The 14,642-nt window shown below is 70.3% G+C and carries 16 protein-coding genes and 1 tRNA gene; 10 read left to right on the forward strand and 7 right to left on the reverse strand.

Annotated features, from left to right (window positions below; genetic code table 11):
• Position 1: 1 nt before the first annotated feature.
• The 5 genes from MFF40_RS09850 to MFF40_RS09870 form a co-directional block, all read right to left on the reverse strand.
• Entirely contained in the window at positions 2-1,720 is a 1,719-nt protein-coding gene (locus MFF40_RS09850; protein WP_238260274.1) for an IlvD/Edd family dehydratase, read from the reverse strand.
• A 114-nt stretch (positions 1,721-1,834) separates the two neighbouring features.
• Positions 1,835-2,404 carry an NUDIX domain-containing protein gene (locus MFF40_RS09855; protein WP_238260277.1) on the reverse strand — a complete coding sequence of 190 codons (570 nt, stop codon included), beginning with the start codon at positions 2,402-2,404 and terminating at the stop codon, positions 1,835-1,837.
• Positions 2,405-2,582: 178 nt separating this feature from the next.
• A tRNA-Thr gene (locus MFF40_RS09860) sits at positions 2,583-2,657 on the reverse strand.
• Positions 2,658-2,805: 148 nt separating this feature from the next.
• Entirely contained in the window at positions 2,806-3,951 is a 1,146-nt protein-coding gene (gene aroB, locus MFF40_RS09865; RefSeq protein WP_238260278.1) for a 3-dehydroquinate synthase, read from the reverse strand.
• Positions 3,952-3,970: 19 nt separating this feature from the next.
• Positions 3,971-4,570: a shikimate kinase gene (locus tag MFF40_RS09870; RefSeq protein ID WP_238260280.1), complete on the reverse strand. Its 600-nt coding sequence runs from the start codon at positions 4,568-4,570 to the stop codon at positions 3,971-3,973.
• Positions 4,571-4,826: 256 nt separating this feature from the next.
• Between MFF40_RS09870 and MFF40_RS09875 the strand changes: the two genes are divergently transcribed.
• From MFF40_RS09875 to MFF40_RS09885, 3 genes are all read left to right on the forward strand, one after another.
• Complete coding sequence (locus MFF40_RS09875; protein WP_147896272.1) at positions 4,827-4,979, forward strand: histidine kinase; 153 nt, start codon at positions 4,827-4,829, stop codon at positions 4,977-4,979.
• Positions 4,976-5,917, forward strand: coding sequence for a site-specific tyrosine recombinase XerD (locus MFF40_RS09880; protein WP_283206098.1), 942 nt, complete (start codon positions 4,976-4,978; stop codon positions 5,915-5,917). Before MFF40_RS09875 ends, MFF40_RS09880 begins: the two co-directional genes overlap by 4 nt.
• 124 nt (positions 5,918-6,041) lie before the next feature.
• The gene (locus MFF40_RS09885; RefSeq protein ID WP_187277583.1) at positions 6,042-6,563 is read left to right on the forward strand and encodes a MarR family winged helix-turn-helix transcriptional regulator; all 522 of its coding nucleotides are present in this window, start codon (positions 6,042-6,044) and stop codon (positions 6,561-6,563) included.
• 109 nt (positions 6,564-6,672) lie between these two features.
• Here MFF40_RS09885 and MFF40_RS09890 read toward each other — a convergent pair whose 3' ends face one another.
• On the reverse strand, positions 6,673-7,038 hold the full coding sequence (locus MFF40_RS09890) for a c-type cytochrome (protein WP_147852879.1): 366 nt from the start codon (positions 7,036-7,038) through the stop codon (positions 6,673-6,675).
• 317 nt (positions 7,039-7,355) lie between these two features.
• Between MFF40_RS09890 and MFF40_RS09895 the strand changes: the two genes are divergently transcribed.
• A complete protein-coding gene (locus tag MFF40_RS09895) occupies positions 7,356-7,577 on the forward strand; it encodes a hypothetical protein (protein ID WP_187278021.1) in 222 nt (73 codons plus the stop codon).
• 16 nt (positions 7,578-7,593) lie between these two features.
• Here the strand turns inward: MFF40_RS09895 and MFF40_RS09900 are convergent, their stop codons facing one another.
• Positions 7,594-8,610, reverse strand: a complete 1,017-nt coding sequence (locus MFF40_RS09900; RefSeq protein ID WP_147896270.1) for an NAD-dependent epimerase — start codon at positions 8,608-8,610, stop codon at positions 7,594-7,596.
• Positions 8,611-9,145: 535 nt separating this feature from the next.
• Here MFF40_RS09900 and MFF40_RS09905 point away from each other — a divergent pair.
• The 6 genes from MFF40_RS09905 (at position 9,146) to xseA (ending at position 14,642) form a co-directional block, all read left to right on the forward strand.
• Positions 9,146-9,409, forward strand: a complete 264-nt coding sequence (locus tag MFF40_RS09905) for a hypothetical protein (RefSeq protein WP_147896326.1) — start codon at positions 9,146-9,148, stop codon at positions 9,407-9,409.
• 82 nt (positions 9,410-9,491) lie between these two features.
• Complete coding sequence (locus MFF40_RS09910) at positions 9,492-9,749, forward strand: DUF6894 family protein (RefSeq protein ID WP_147852874.1); 258 nt, start codon at positions 9,492-9,494, stop codon at positions 9,747-9,749.
• Between the two features lie 58 nt (positions 9,750-9,807).
• The gene (locus tag MFF40_RS09915) at positions 9,808-10,017 is read left to right on the forward strand and encodes an Rmf/CrpP family protein (protein WP_147852873.1); all 210 of its coding nucleotides are present in this window, start codon (positions 9,808-9,810) and stop codon (positions 10,015-10,017) included.
• Complete coding sequence (locus MFF40_RS09920; RefSeq protein ID WP_147852872.1) at positions 10,017-11,336, forward strand: MFS transporter; 1,320 nt, start codon at positions 10,017-10,019, stop codon at positions 11,334-11,336. Before MFF40_RS09915 ends, MFF40_RS09920 begins: the two co-directional genes overlap by 1 nt.
• Before the next feature lie 97 nt (positions 11,337-11,433).
• Positions 11,434-12,906 carry an MDR family MFS transporter gene (locus tag MFF40_RS09925; RefSeq protein WP_147896269.1) on the forward strand — a complete coding sequence of 491 codons (1,473 nt, stop codon included), beginning with the start codon at positions 11,434-11,436 and terminating at the stop codon, positions 12,904-12,906.
• Positions 12,907-12,956: 50 nt separating this feature from the next.
• A complete protein-coding gene (xseA, locus tag MFF40_RS09930) occupies positions 12,957-14,642 on the forward strand; it encodes an exodeoxyribonuclease VII large subunit (RefSeq protein ID WP_147896268.1) in 1,686 nt (561 codons plus the stop codon).

The following is a 14,642-nucleotide window of genomic DNA, read 5'->3' on the forward strand; positions in this document are numbered from 1 at the left end:
GTCAGCCGGGCTCGCCGTCGCCGATCAGGAAGTCGAAGTCGCACCCCTCCGGCGCCTGGGTGACGGTGCGCCGGTAGAGCGCCTTGTAGCCGCGCTTGGGTGCCGGCGGCGGTCGATGGTCCGCGAGGCGGCGGGCGATCTCGGTCTCGTCCACCAGTAGGTCGATCCGCTTGTCGCGGATCGACAGGCGGATCCGGTCGCCGTCGCGCACGGCTCCGAGCGGGCCGCCGATGGCCGCCTCCGGGGCGATGTGCAGCACGATCGACCCGAAGGCGGTGCCGGACATTCGCGCGTCCGAGATCCGCACCATGTCCTTCACCCCCGCCCGGGCGAGCTTTTTCGGGATCGGCAGGTAGCCGGCCTCGGGCATGCCGGCGGCGTGCGGCCCGGCATTCTGAAGCACAAGCACGTCGCCCGGCGCCACGTCGAGATCCGGGTCGTCGATGCGGCGGCTCAGGTCTTCGAGGCCGGTGAACACCACCGCCCGCCCCTCGGATTCGAACAGCTCGGGCGTCGCGGCGGCGCGCTTGAAGATCGCTCCGTCCGGGGCGAGGTTGCCGCTCAGCGCCACCAGGCCGCCCACCGGCGAGACCGGATCGTCGAAGGCTCGGATCACCGCCCGGTCGACCCAGCCGGCCGGCTCGTCCAGTCGCTCGGCCAGGGTGCGGCCCTCCACGTCCACGGTGTCGAGGTGCAGGAGCGGGCGCAGTTCCCGCAGCAGCGCGCCCATGCCGCCGGCGGCGTGGAAATCCTCCATGTAGCCTTCGCCCACGGGCTTCAGGTCGACCAGCACCGGGGTCTCGTCCGAGATGGCGTTGAAGCGCCCGGACGGGATGCGGATGCCGAGGCGCCCGGCGATGGCCGTGAGGTGCACGATGGCGTTGGTGGAGCCCGACACCGCCATCAGGACCCGGATCGCGTTCTCGACAGATTTCTCCGTGATGACCTGCGCCGGGGTGATCTTGGTCTGAATCAGCCGCACCGCGGCGCGTCCGGTCTCCTCGGCGGCCACCAGGCGGTCCGAATGCACGGCTGGGATCGCAGCGGTCCCGGGCAGCGACATGCCGAGCGCCTCGGCAATGCAGGCCATGGTCGACGCCGTGCCCATCACCGCGCAGGTGCCGGCCGTGACCGAGAGCCTTCCCTCGACCTCGGCGATCTCCTCCGCATCCACCGTGCCGGCCCGGTACTTGGCCCAGAAGCCCCGGCAATCCGTGCAGGCTCCGAGCCGCTGGCCGCGATGGCGGCCGGTGGACATCGGGCCGGTCACGACTTGGATCGCCGGCAGGCCGGCCGAGGCCGCCCCCATGAGCTGGGCCGGCACGGTCTTGTCGCAACCGCCGATCAGGACCACCGCATCCATCGGCTGGGCCTGGATCATCTCCTCCGTGTCCATGGCCATGAGGTTGCGGTACATCATGCTGGTCGGATTGAGGAAAACCTCTCCGAGCGACACGGTCGGGAACGGCATCGGCAAGGCCCCGGCAGCCAGCACCCCGCGGGAGACCGCCTCCACGAGTTCCGGCATGCCGCGATGGCAATTGTTGAATCCGGACGGCGTCATGGCGATGCCGACCACCGGCTTGTCGAGGAGCGTGCGCGAGATGCCCATGGACCGGGCGAAGGAGCGGCGCAGGTAGCGGGCGAAATCGCGGTCGCCGTAATTGGTCAGACCCCGGTCGAGGCCGTGGGGTTCGGCGGTGACGGCGTCTTCGCTCATCGCTTCGATTCCTGAGACGGGTTTCTGCTCAGCGCAGGTGAAACGCGATCCAGGCGACCGCGCCGAATACCGCGGCGGTGATCAACCATTGCGCGAATACGCGATAGCGGATTCTCACGCCGCGAAAAGCTCCGGATGGCGGGCACGCAGCGCCAGGACCAGCGTCAGCGTCTTGAGGTCGGTGAGTTCGGCCCGGTCCGCCATCCCGGCGAGGTCCGCGAGCGGCATTTCCACGATCCGGATGTTCTCGTGCTCGCCTTCGGCGCCGCCACCGTCCTCGGCGCGGTCGGCCTTGCCGTAGGGGGCGAGGTAGAGATGCAGCTTTTCCGTGGTCAAGCTGGCGCAGGAATAGGTCGCGCCGACGAATTCGAGCGCGTGCAGGCGCAAACCGACCTCCTCCAAAACCTCCCGGCGGCCGTTCTCCTCCGGGCTGCCGTCGTCGATGAGGCCGGCCGGGGCTTCCATTTGCATCTGCTCGCCGGCCGCGAACAGGGGCGGCACCCGCAGCTCCCGCACCAGCGTGGCGACCCGCCGCTCCGGATCGTAGGGCAGGACGCCCACCGAGTTGCCGTGATCCTCGATCTCGCGCTCGACCACGGCGCCGTCGGCGAGACGCACCTTCGCGACCCCGAATCGGCTCCAGCCCTCGTGGATGAACCGGACGTCCAGGATTTCGGCTTTCATGACGTATCCCCGCCCGCTGGGCCGCCACGCGGCACAGAAGGCCCTACACCAGGATGGGCAATCCGGTTCCGACGGAGGTCCTGCGCACGCGACGTTCTAGCATGGCGGCTTTCGGCCGACACGCGCTCCAGCCGCTCGCGGCTCGACCTGGTGCGCTAGCGCTGTCTGCGGAAGAAAATGGTGCCGGAGGAGGGATTTGAACCCCCGACCTTCGCTTTACGAAAGCGCTGCTCTACCACTGAGCTACACCGGCAACCGGCGAGATCGGCGCACCGATCCCGAACCTCTGTCCCAAGCGCCCCAAGGGCGGTTCGAGCTAGGCTCCCGTGACGGTTTGCGCCGTCCCGGACGTGGCAGGCTCATAGCGGTCCGACCGGCGCAAGGCAAGGCCGATGGCGCCGTCAGAGACGCGGGTCGGCGGCGAGTTCGTCCAGCAGGAACGCCCGCACCTCCCCCCGGTCGATCCCGGGGGCGATGTAGCTCTGGCCGATGCCGCGGGCGAGGATGAAGGTCAGGGCGCCGTCGCGGACCTTCTTGTCCTGGGCCATCGCGTCGAGGATGGCGTCGGCGTCGCCGCATCCGCCCGGGACCGCCTGGAGGCGTGTCGGCAGGCCGGCGAGCGCCAGGTGGTTGGCGACGCGGCCGGCATCCTGGCCCGCGCACAGCCCGAGCCGGGCCGAGAACCGATATGCCAGGGCGAGACCGATCGCGACGCCCTCCCCGTGGACGAGCCGGGCCGACTCGTAGCCGGTGAGCCGCTCCAGGGCGTGCCCGAACGTGTGCCCGAGGTTGAGCAGCGCGCGCTCGCCGTCCTCCCGCTCGTCCCGGGTCACCACGCCGGCCTTGGCCCGACAGCACGCGGCGACGGCCTCGTCACGCTCGGGACCGCCCGAGAAGATCCCGCGCCAGTTGGCCTCGCACCAGTCGAAGAAGCCGGCATCGGCGATCAGCCCGTATTTGGCGACCTCGGCGTAGCCGGCGCGCATCTCGCGCTCGGACAGGGTGTCGAGCGCCGCCGTGTCGGCCAGAACCAGGCGCGGCTGATGGAAGGCGCCGATCAGGTTCTTGCCGAGCGGCGCGTTGATCCCGGTCTTTCCGCCCACCGAGGAATCGACCTGGGCGAGCAGGCTGGTCGGGACCTGCACGAAGCGTACGCCCCGGCGCAGGGTGGCAGCCGCGAAACCGGCGAGATCCCCGACCACGCCGCCCCCGAGGGCGACCACGAGATCGCCGCGTTCGACCTTCAGCGCCAGCAGGCCGTCGCAGACTTGCGCGTAGCCCGCGTAGGATTTCGAGCTTTCGCCGGGCGCCACCGTGACGAAACCGGCGTTCAGGCCCGCCCGCTCCAGGCTCTTGCGCAGCCGTTCGCCATAAAGCGCCCCGACATTCTCGTCGGTGACGATCGCCGCCCGCCGGCCCCCGAGGGCGGCCACCTGCGCGCCGGCCGTCTCGATCAGGCCACGCCCGATCAGGATGTCGTAGTCGCGCCCGGCATCGAGGGGCACGTGGACCGTCAGGGGAACCGGTTGGGTCGATGGCTCGGTCACGGACAGGCTCACTTGGCGGTCATTGGGCGGCGATGGGGCGCGGGGCGGCGGCGTTCATGTGGGCGTCCAGCGCCTCCAGCACGTCCTGGACGACCCGGTCGTGCGAGACCTCCCGGGAGATCACCACCACGTCGGCGGCCGCGTAGACCGGGTGGCGGACTGCCATCAGGTCGCGCATCGTCGCCTCGGGATCGTCGGTGTGGAGCAGGGGCCTGTTGCCGCGCTTGCGCACCCGCCGCATCAGCACGTCGAGATCGGCCTTCAACCAGACCGAGATGGCGGATTCCCGGATGCGCACCCGCGTCGCCTCGCGCAGGTAGGCGCCGCCGCCGGTGGCCAGCACGAGGGGGCCGGCGCGCAGCAGACGCGAGATCACCCGCTCCTCGCCGTCGCGGAAGCTCGGCTCGCCGTAGATCGCGAAGATATCGGGGATGGTCAGGCCGGCCGCAGCCTCGATCTCGCTGTCGGCATCCTTGAAGATCAGCCCGAGCCGGCTGGCGAGGCGCCGGCCGACCGTGCTCTTGCCCGCCCCCATCAAGCCGACGAGCACGATCGAGCGCAGGCCCAGCGCCCGGCGCAGGCGCGCCTCGATCGGTTCACCGACGTCTTCTTCGCTCATCGACGGCAGCATCGCATGGTCGTGGCGTCTCCGGCTCCCTGACGCCGCCCCGTGCGCGCCTCGCTGGGGGGCTTCCAATCCTGTGCCAGGCTCTTAGCGCGATTCAAGCGGCCTGCGAAACGCATCGCTGTGTCCTTACAGGCCTTGTCAGCGCCGTGATCGCATGATGGAAACCGAGCCTTCGCGACATTTCGGGGGAGATTTCCGCGCGCTCCCTCCCCGCCGACTGCGCTCGTCTGCCCGAGGTTCGACCGACGTGCCGACCCTGTTCCGTTTCTTCGCTACCCTCGCGATCCTGGCCGGCCTCGTCTTCGCGGCGATGTTCGCGCTGGCGAACTTCGTGGTGCCGACCCCCCGGGAGATGACCGTGACCATCCCGGCCTCGAAGCTCCAACCGGGCAGCCGTTGAGCGCGGCGGTCGCCGGCGGCGCGGCTCCGCCTCCGTCCCCGGAGGTCGCCGCCTATCTCGACATGCTGGCCGCCGAGCGCGGTGCCGGCGCCAACACGCTGGCCGCCTACCGGCGCGACCTCGACGACTACCTCGCCTATCTCAAGCGCGCGGGCATCCCGCTCGAAGAGGCCGACACCCAAAGCCTCCGGGCCTTCGTCGCCGACCTGGAGACACGGGGGTTGATGGCGTCGTCGGCGGCGCGGCGCCTGTCGTGCGTGCGCGGCTTCCACAAGTTTCTCTACGCTGAGGGATACGCCGAAGCCGATCCGAGCGTCGCGGTTTCGGGACCGCGCCGGGGCCGCACGCTGCCGAAGGTGCTGTCGATCGCCGAGGTGGACGGCCTGCTGGCCACCGCCCATGCGGCGGCCTCCGCCGACGAGCAGCCCGGTCCGGCGCGCCGGGCCCGCCGGATGGTTTGCCTGCTCGAGCTTCTCTATGCGACGGGCCTGCGCGTCTCGGAACTCGTCGCCCTCCCGCGCACCGCGGGCGCCACCCGTGAGCGCTACCTGTTCATCAAGGGCAAGGGCGGCCGAGAGCGGCTCGTCCCGCTGACCGAGGCGTCCAGGGCCGCGATGACCGCCCACCTCGCCGCGGTGCCGGAGGAGTCCCCGTGGCTGTTTCCCGCCGACAGCGACAGCGGCCACCTCACCCGGCAGGCCTTCGCCCGGGACCTCAAGGCCGTGGCGCTGGCGGCGGGCTTGCGCCCAGACCGCGTCAGCCCGCACGTCCTGCGCCACGCCTTCGCCAGTCATCTGCTGCAGAACGGGGCCGATCTGCGCATCGTCCAGGAGTTGCTCGGTCACGCCGATATCTCGACGACGCAGATCTACACGCATGTCCTCGATGAACGCCTGAAAGCGATGGTACGAGATCTGCACCCATTGATGGATGGCTGAACGTCGCAGAGGATCTGTGGCACGTCCGCGGTCCACGAGAATTGTACAGGTTTGACGAACTGACTAAGAGTGCCCTTCGGCATACCGGTACGATAGGCCGCCTTTACCAGAGAGAGTCCATCCCATGTCAGGCCCGACTGCTCCGCAGAGCGGCGCTGCGCCAACCACCAAGGCGGGTCAGGCGCCCGCCGATCAGCTATCGCAGCGGGACCGGCAGCGCCTCGACAACCAATTGTGCTTCGCGGTCTACGCCGCCGCGCACGCCTTCGGCCGTGCCTATCGCAACCTCCTCGGCCAGCACGAGCTGACCTACCCGCAATATCTCGTCCTGCTGGTCCTGTGGGAAGAGGACGGCCTTTCGGTCAAGGAGATCGGAAACCGCCTGTTCCTCGATTCCGGGACCCTGACGCCCCTGCTCAAGCGCCTGGAAGCCTCCGGGCGGGTGCGGCGCGCCCGCGACCGGGCCGACGAGCGGCAGGTCAGCATCTTCCTCACGCCCGCCGGAGCCAAGCTGCGCGACGTGCTCGCCTGCCTCCCCGACGAGGCCGGCGACAGGACCGGCCTGAACGTGCAGGGCCGGAAGGATCTGCTGAACGATCTGGTGACCCTGCGGCTCGGGCTTCAAGCCGGGCTGATCCCGGAATAGCACGCCGTCTCGAGCCTCGATCCGCTCATCGGGCGGTCCTGAACGACGGAAGGCACCCGCGCGGCTGCGCGGATGCCTTCGTTTGGAGGTCAGACCTTGGAGCGAGGGCTCAGGACTGCGTCTTGAGGTAGGCGATCACGTCGTTGATCTTCTTGTCGTCGGGGTAGCCCTGGAAGATCATCTTGGTGCCGGGCACCTTGGTCTTCGGGTTCTTCAGCCACTCGTGAAGGTTGGCCTCGTCCCAGGTGATGCCGGAATTCTTCAGCGCGGCGGAGTAGTTGTAGCCCTCGTAGGTGCCGGCCTTGCGCCCGACGACGCCCTTCAGGTCCGGACCGACGCCGTTCTTCTGAAAGTTGTGGCAGGCCTTGCACGGGGCGAACGCCTTCTCGCCGGCAGCCGCATCACCGGCCTCCTGGGCCTGTGCGGAAAGCGGGATCAAGGCAGCGAGAACGGCGCCGAGAATGAGTGAACGCATGGATTTCCTCCTTTTGGCCGCTGTCGCGGCAGCGTTTGAAGCAGAGCTTTCCTGCCTGGAACAGCTCTAAATGATTACACGCAGATGGTGCAACGGCCTAGCCTTGCGAGGCCGCCGTCCCGCCGCATTCGCTGGCGACCAGACCCTCAACGGCGGGGCCCGTCCTCTGCGGCCTGCGGCCGATGGAAGCTGCATCGGGATGGGCCGACGGCGCCCGGTGTCGGCTGCGCGCTTGCAGTCCGCTCGGGCGAAGACCTAGACAGGATCTGCCGGTCGCCCGCCGGCTCGCGCCCTTCGCGGCGCCGGGAGTGCCCACGATGACCTTCCGCGTCCTGGCGATCTTCGTGACGCTCTGCGGACTTGTCGGAATCGTGATCGCGCTTGTGGACGAGCCGGACCGCCTGTCGGCCGCGTTCGGCAAGCTCGGCGAGGGCGGCATGTGGACGGCGCTGGCCGCCTTCGTCGGGATCGCAGCCTTGCTCGGCTACCGGCGGCGCGACACCGGACGCCCGCATCGACCTTCAGCACGTCGTCGATGAGGTGCAGCCTCGTGGCTCAAAGGCCGTAGAAGCCGCGATACCAGTCGGCGAAGCGCGCGATGCCGAGCGTCAGCGGTGTCGCCGGCCGGAAGCCGGTGTCGCGGGCGAGGTCGTCGATATCCGCGAAGGTGGCCGGCACGTCGCCGGGCTGCATCGGCAGCAGGATCGTTTCGGCCTTGCGCCCGAGCGCCTCTTCGAGAAGCGCGATCATCTGCATCAACTCCACCGGCTCGTTGTTGCCGATGTTGTAGATGCGATACGGCGCCGCGCTGGTGCCCGGATCCGGATCGGCTCCGCTCCAGTCCGGGTTGGGCGCAGCCGGCCTTTCGGCCAGGGCGACGATCCCCTCGACGATGTCGTCGATATAGGTGAAGTCGCGCCGCATCCGGCCCTCGTTGAACACCCGGATCGGCTCTCCGGCCAGGATCGCGCGGGCGAACAGGGACATCGCCATGTCCGGCCGGCCCCAGGGTCCGTACACGGTGAAGAAGCGCAGGCCGGTGGTCGGCAGCCGGTAGAGGTGGCTGTAGCTGTGGGCCATCAGCTCGTTGGCCTTCTTGGTGGCCGCGTAGAGGCTCACCGGATGGTCGACGTTCTGGTGGATCGAGAACGGCATGGCCGTGACCGCGCCGTAGACCGAACTCGAAGACGCGTAGAGCAGGTGCTCGACGCCGCCGTGGCGGCAGGATTCGAGGATATTGAGGAAGCCGACGAGGTTGCTCGCCGCGTAGGCCTGTGGGTTCGTGAGCGAGTAGCGCACGCCGGCCTGTGCCGCGAGGTGGACGACGGTTCGAAAGCCGTGCCGGCCGAACAGCGCATCGAGGCCTGCCGTGTCGGTCAGGTCGAGGCGCGCGAAGCTATAGCCCTGGAACGGATCGAGGCGCCGGAGCCGCGCCTCCTTCAGGCCGACGTCATAATAAGCGTTGACGTTGTCGAGGCCCACGACCTCCCGGCCTGCCTCGAGAAACCGCAGCGCGAGTGCGTTGCCGATGAAGCCGGCGACGCCCGTGATCAGGACAGGTGGCAGGGACATGATCGGACGCCGAGGGCGGGCCGTCCCGCCGAGGTCGGCGTTCTCTATCACGGGCAGACCGCCGATTCACCCGCAGCAGTTTCCTGAAGACAGGTGCCTTGTCGGGCGGGATCGGCGGCGCCTATTCTTCCGATCCGTGAAGACCCACCACAGACCGCTGCCGGACAGCCTGACCCGCATGCTCGCCGCCCCTCCCGGCGGTGGGCGCGGCGCGGCCCGGTCATCCGGGGAGCCTCGCGCTGACGCGCCCGGACAGGTCTCGGCGCACCATGCCCTGGAATCCGCGCTCCTGCGTGGCTTCGTCTACGTCACCTCGGGGCTTGTCTGGCTCCTCGTCCTCGGCCTGGTCGCGCGTCACGTCATGCGCTTAGCGCCGGTGTGCCCGATGGTGGCCTGTGGATATCGGTCGATACCCGATCGGTCTGTTATGAAGATTGGTATCTACGCGACCAAGTCGGGTATCGGACTGCTCGAGAGCGGGGCGCCGCGATCCCGGCCCATCGTTCCGGGCGGGACAGTTGACGAGGATCGGACGATGTCTCTGACCGGGCGGTTCTGGTTCCGCAAATCCTGGACGGGCCGGCTCGTCCTGCTGGTCGAGGAGGTGCGACCGCGCTGGTTCGGTCGTGGAGCCGGAAAGCCGCGCTGGCGCAACGCCCGGCTGATGGACTTCGCGGAGCCGGAATTGCGACCGCTGATGGCCATGGAGAAGCTCCACCGCACGGGGGGCGCCTCCGCCACCGTGCACACCCTCCGGCCGGTCCCCGATGCTTCGGCACGGAGCGCCGCAAACGGCTAGGACGGCTGCTGATTGCGACCGCTCCGATCCCCATCTGGAGCCTGCCGCTCTGCCGGAGCGGTCGACACCGGGGTTGAAGGTCATGCCGCGCTACTTCTTCCACACGCAGATCGGCGACGACGTGATCACCGATGCGACCGGCGTCGCTCTGCGCGATCCGGATCAGGCCTGGGAGAAGGCCCAGGACACGATCCGTGCGGCCCTGGCCGAGGCCCGGGATCAGGCCAGGCTCCTGACCGCCTGCCTGGTGGTCACCGACGAAGCCGGCGACGTCGTTCTGGAATTCCCGTTCAGCGAGGTCGTATCGCTGCCGCCGGACGCGGATCCGACCCTGCATTGAGCGCCCCGCCCCGCGCGCCCTACATCGCGGCGGCCGCCACACGAGGAGCGCCGCCCGAATGGATTCGCCACCGAACGACCTCGACACGCATGCGCTCGGCAAGGCCGCGCCCGGAAAGGGTCTGGCCCGCGAGGCCTGCCCCTATGCCGAAGGCACCGAAGCCCGAGACCGCTGGCTTGCGGGCTACGACGAAGCCGTCTCCGATGGCGCCGAGCCGGTGACGGGGGGAATCGCCAAGCATCCGCCGGCCGGGGAGCCGACTCGCTGATGGATGCCACGACGCAGGTACACGCCGCCGCGCCAGCCCACCCCGCCCTCGACCGCAAGGCGGTCGGGGCCGTGGTGCTCGGCAACGCCCTCGAATTCTACGATTTCACGGTCTACGCGTTCTTCGCGAAGCCGATCGGCGAAGCGTTCTTTCCGGCCACCGACCCGACGCACAGCCTGCTGGCGTCGCTCGCCCTGTTCGGCATCGGTTACGTGATGCGGCCGATCGGCGGCGTGCTGATCGGCGCCTTCGCGGATCGGGCCGGGCGCAAGCCGGCGATGCTGATCACCATCGCGCTGATGGCGCTCGGCATGCTGATGCTGGCCGCATGCCCGTCCTACGCGGCGATCGGCGGCTGGGCACAGGTGATCGTCATCGCGGGCCGTCTCATTCAGGGTCTCGCGCTCGGCGGCGAGGTCGGCCCGTCCACCGCCTACCTGCTCGAGGCGGCACCGCCGGCCAAGCGAGGTTTCGTGACCAGCTGGCAGATCGCCAGCCAGGGCTGCGCGGCCCTGTTCGCCGGCATCATCGCGACCATCCTGGCCCTCGTGGTCGGCGATCAGGCGATGTCGGCCTGGGGCTGGCGGCTGATGTTCGCGCTCGGCCTCTGCGTCGTTCCGGTCGGCTTGGTGATCCGCAGCCACCTGCCCGAGACCGCCGGCGCCGAGGAGGATCCCCACGCTGCCCCCTCGACCCTCGCGGTGGTCGGGCGTCTCCTGCGCGAGCACGGCCGCCTGCTGGGCCTGACCTTCCTGGTCATCGCCGCCTCCACGGTCTCGAACGCCGTCGGCACCAACATGCCGGTCTATGCCGGCGCGACCCTGGGCCTGAGCGAGACCGCCGCGACCGCGGTGCCGATCGCGCTGGGCCTGGCCTCGGTGATCTTCCCGCTGCTGGGGGGCTGGCTGGCGGACCGGGTCGGAAGGCGCCCGGTGATGATCTGGCCGCGGACGCTCATCCTGATCCTGGCGGTCCCGGCCTTCGCCTGGGTGGTGCGATCCCCGAGCGCCATGAGCGTCTACGCCGTGACCTTCCTGCTCTCGGCGCTCTCCTCCATCAACGCCGCGGCGGTGATCGTCGGGATTCCGGAGGCGCTGCCGCGGGCGGTGCGCAGCGCCGGGCTGTCGATCGTCTACGCGCTCTCGGTCTCGGTCTTCGGCGGCAGCACCAACTACGTGATCAACTGGCTGATCGCCGCCACCGGCGACCGGCTCGCCCCGGCCTATTACCTGGCGGCCTTCAGCTTGGTCGGGACGATCGCGGCCTTCCTGCTGCCCGAGACCCGCGGCCGAGACCTGGACGCCGACGTGGAAGCGTAGCCGCGGATGTGCGCTCCCGCACGGCCCGGAAGCGGGGCCGCGCGGGAGCCCGCCTTCGGCGCTAGGTCTCGGCCGGAGCCGGGCCTAGACCGCGCCCATGCCCAGTCCTTCCGAGACGCGCCGCCCGCTGGTCCTCGCCGCGGTGATGGCGGCGATGTTCATGATCGCCATCGAGGCGACCATCGTCTCGACCGCGATGCCGCAGATCGCCGGCCAGCTCGGCGACCTCCACCTGTATGCCTGGGTGTTCGGCTCGTTCCTGCTGACTCAGACCGCCACCACGGTGGTGTTCGGCAAGCTGTCCGACCTCTACGGGCGCCGTCCGGTGCTGCTGTTCGGCATCGCCGTGTTCCTGGCCGGCTCGCTGCTGTGCGGGCTGGCCTGGTCGATGCGTTCCCTGATCCTGTTCCGCCTGGTGCAGGGCGTCGGCGCGGGAGCGATCCAGCCGGTGAGCCTGACGGTGATCGGCGATCTCTACCCGGCCCGGGAGCGCGGCAAGGTCCAGGGTTATCTCGCCAGCGTGTGGGGCATCTCGTCGGTGGCGGGACCCCTGGTCGGGGGCCTGATCATCGGCCATCTCAGCTGGCCGTGGATCTTCTGGATCAATCTGCCCGTGGGTCTCGTCGCGGCGGGCCTGTTCCTGGCCTACCTGCGGGAGAGCGTCGAGCGTCGCAGCCGGCCGATCGACGCACTCGGTGCCGCCCTGTTCACCGCGGCCATCGCCGCGCTGATGATGGCGCTGACGGAGGCCGGCACGTCGGCTTCGGCGGCCCTGTGGCCGGCACTCGGCTTCGTGGTGGCGGCCATCCTGTTCGTGCTCCAGGAGCGCCGGGCCGCCGACCCGATGCTCGACGTCCGCCTGTGGATGCAGCGCCCCATCGCGACCACCAACGCCGCGACGCTGCTCTCCGGCATGACCGTGATCGGGCTCACCGCGTTCCTGCCGATGTACGTCCAGGGCGTCCTACGGCAGTCGCCCCTGATCGCCGGATTGACCCTCACGCTGATGGTGCTCGGCTGGCCGATCGGGGCCACCACGGCGGCCCGCAACTTCGTGCGCTTCGGCCTGCGCCCGACGCTGCTGGTCGGCGCGACGCTGTTGCCGCTGGGCGCCACCGCGTTCGTCGCCCTGGGTTCGGAGACCTCGCCGATCGTGGCCGCCTGCGGCTCGATCGTGATGGGGCTCGGTATGGGTTTCCTGTCCACCGCCGCCATCGTGATCATCCAGGACAGCGTCGCCTGGGCGCAGCGCGGCGCCGCCACCGCCTCGAACATCTTCGCGCGCAACCTCGGCTCGACCCTGGGTGCCACGGCGCTCGGCGCGGTGCTGAACTACCGGCTGGCCCATCCGGCAGACGGCTCACCGGTCGATTCCGGCCAGCTCCGGAGTCTCCTGGAGGATCCCGGCAGCCTCGGCGCCGGCGGCGACGCCATCCGGGACGGGCTGCAGCATGCCCTCCACGGCACGTTCTGGACGGTCTTCGCGGTGGCTCTGCTGACCCTGGTGCTGTCGCTGTTCGTGCCGCGGATCACGATCTCGGACGCCCCGCGCGAATTGGCCGTGGAGTAGGGATCCCTCAAACCTTTGACCTTGCGGCGCAGGCCGCCTAGCGTCCGTCCATGCCCCTCGTGCCGCCTCCGCGCCCCGCAGCCTCGCCCGCGGCGGATATTCCGCCGACCAGCGTGCTCACCGCCAACCAGCCTGAATGGTCGGTCGGCGAGCTGGCGGGCGCGCTCAAGCGGACCCTGGAGGACGCGTTCGGTCATGTGCGCCTGCGCGGCGAGATCTCCGGCTATCGCGGCCAGCACGGCTCCGGCCACGCCTACTTCTCCCTGAAGGACGGCCAGGCGCGGATCGATGCCGTTGTCTGGAAGGGCGTGTTCGGGCGCCTGCGCCAGAAGCCCCAGGAGGGGCTGGAGGTGGTCGCCACCGGCCGCATCACCACTTTCGCGGGGAAATCCTCGTACCAGATCGTGGTCGAAAGCCTCGAGCCGGCGGGCCTCGGCGCCTGGATGGCCCTGCTGGAGGAGCGCAAGAAGCTGCTTACCGCCGAGGGCCTGTTCGCTCCGGAGCACAAGCGGGCCATCCCCTACCTGCCGCGCGTGGTCGGCGTCGTCACCTCGCCCACCGGAGCCGTGATCCGCGATATCCTGCACCGGCTGGAGGACCGCTTCCCGCGCCCCGTGCTGGTCTGGCCGGTACGGGTCCAGGGTGACGGCGCGGCCGAGGAGGTTGCGGCCGCGATCCGCGGTTTCAATGCCCTGGCCCCGGACGGCCCCCTGCCCCGGCCGGACGTGCTGATCGTCGCCCGCGGCGGCGGCTCCATCGAGGATCTGTGGGCGTTCAACGAGGAATGCGTGGTCCGCGCCGCATTCGAGAGCGCGATCCCGCTGATCTCGGCGGTCGGGCACGAGACCGACACCACGCTGATCGACTACGTCTCCGACCGCCGGGCGCCGACCCCGACGGGCGCCGCCGAGATGGCCGTCCCCGTCCGCGCCGACTTGATCGCCACGGTGGCCGACCTGTCCGCTCGGGCGGTCGGGGCGGTCGGCCGGCGGGTCGAGCGCGACCGGTGCGATCTGCGCGCCCTCGCGCGCGCGCTGCCGAGCGCCGATGCCCTGCTGGCGGCCAAGCGCCAGCGCCTCGACCTCGCCGAGGCGCGCCTCGCTCCGGCCTTGGCGGCCGGGGCCAGCCGCCATCGCGCGCGCCTCCAGCTCCTCCTCGACCGGATGGCCCGGCGCTCGCCCGACGTGGCGCTGGCCAACGCCCGGGCGCGCCTGGCGCGGATCGACCATCGGCCGCTCACCGCCCTGCGCAACGACGTCCAGCGCAAGGGCGAGGCCCTGGCCCAACTCGGTCGGCGGCTGGTCGTCGCCCGGGATGCCAGCCTCGAGCGGGCGCGGGCGCTTCAGGCACGCCGCGCCGATCGCCTGGTCGCCCTGTCCGACCGCCTGAATCAGGCAGGCCTGCGGGGCGTCGAGCGCCGCCGCGACCGGCTCGAGGGCCTGGCCCACCTCCTCGGATCGCTCAGCTACCGGGCCGTGCTGGAGCGGGGCTACGTCCTCGTCCGCGACGCCGCGGGCCTGCCGGTCCGCCACGCGGCCGAGGCCGCCGCCGCCAGCCGCCTCAGCCTGCAATTCGCCGACGGGACGGTGAACGCGGTGCCGGACGGGACGTCCGACCCGTCCGTGTCCGCCAAGCCTGCGCGGCGGTCCGCACGGACGGAGCCGTCCGCCGCGGGCAAGCGCACGCAAGCGGGCGCCGCCGCGGCGACCCGGCAGGGTTCGCTGTTCGACGCCTGA

The sequence above is a fragment of the Methylobacterium mesophilicum genome (assembly GCF_022179445.1).
GTDB classification, from domain to species: domain Bacteria; phylum Pseudomonadota; class Alphaproteobacteria; order Rhizobiales; family Beijerinckiaceae; genus Methylobacterium; species Methylobacterium mesophilicum.